This is a genomic window from Flavobacterium sp., from assembly GCF_024305175.1.
In the GTDB taxonomy this organism is placed as follows: Bacteria; Bacteroidota; Bacteroidia; order Flavobacteriales; family Flavobacteriaceae; genus Flavobacterium.
Map to the genome: position 1 here is coordinate 7,428 of NZ_JAMWYY010000064.1, position 1,405 is coordinate 8,832.

A 1,405-nucleotide genomic window follows, 5' to 3' on the forward strand; every position below is an offset into this window, starting at 1 on the left:
TACTTATACTTATTTATGGAGCAATGGTGCCACTACACAAGACCTTACAGGCCTTGTGGCCGGTACATATAGTGTAACGCTAACTGATGCTAACGGTTGTACAGCTACAGCTTCTGTAACGGTAACACAGCCAACAGCAATTTCAGCTACAGCTACAGCAACAAATGTTAGCTGCAACGGCGGTACAAATGGTACGGCTACAGTTACTGCCACAGGCGGTACAGGAGCATATACGTATTCATGGACCGGTACTGAAATGGTTGCTACACCATTTGTATTCCAGGGCTTTGAAGCTACAGGTAGCTGGAACTACACATTTACTCCTGCTATTTATAACATCTCTAACGATGTTTGGGCAATAGTAGAAAACGTAGGAAGTATTGCTACAGCTTCAGAAGGCTCATTCTTCTTCGGAATCAGAGACCTTGACAACCCTAACGGTGGAGGTAACTTTGACCATAACATTACATTCGAGCCAATCGACGTAAGCGCACAGGGTGCTATGAGGCTTTCTTTCGACTATTATTCAGTAGAGTTTGAAGCAGCCGATGTATTGGGATATGTTGTAGAGTTTGATAACGGTACTACATGGGGCCCAACTGTAGAGCTTGACCGCAATACCGGTGCATGGACAACTGTAAATATTGATGTACCTGCATCTGCAAACTTTGTAAGGTTAAGGCTTATTGCGAAACAGGACGGAGCAAGCGACTTTGCCGGATTCGACAATGTTGTGCTTTCAACCTTAACTGGCCCTCAAACGGCTACTATAACAGGACTTGCAGCAGGTACTTATGGAGTAACTGTTACTGATGCTAACGGATGTACTGCTACAGCTTCTGTAACTGTAACAGAGCCTGCCGTACTGGCAGCTTCTGCAGTGGCAACCAATGTTAGCTGCAATGGTGGCAGCAACGGTGCTGCTAACCTTACAGTAACAGGTGGTACAGCAGGTTATACTTTCTTATGGAGTAACGGTGCTACTACAGAAGATGTTACAGGCCTTGCTGCCGGTACATATAATGTAACGGTAACTGATGCAAACGGATGTACAGCTACAGCTTCTGTAACTATAACACAGCCAACAGCTCTTGTGGCTACTGCCGCATCTCAGGTTAACGTTCTTTGCAACGGAGCCGCAACAGGTTCGGCTACTGTAAGCGCAACAGGCGGTACAGGAGCTTATACTTACTCATGGGCACCGTCAGGCGGTACTGCAGCTACTGCTACAGGCCTAATGGCAGGTACTTATACAGTAACAGTAACCGATGCTAACGGATGTACTGCAACACAGTCATTCACAATTACACAGCCTGCTGCCCTTGTAGCTACTGCTGCATCTCAGGTTAATATACTTTGTAACGGTGGAACTAATGGTTCTGCTACAGTTACCGTAGCAGGTGGA

At 46.1% G+C, this 1,405-nt stretch carries 1 pseudogene; it reads left to right on the plus strand.

From position 1 onward, the window contains the following. Positions 1–1,405: pseudogene (locus Q0K96_RS12785) on the plus strand (SprB repeat-containing protein); the annotation flags it as partial.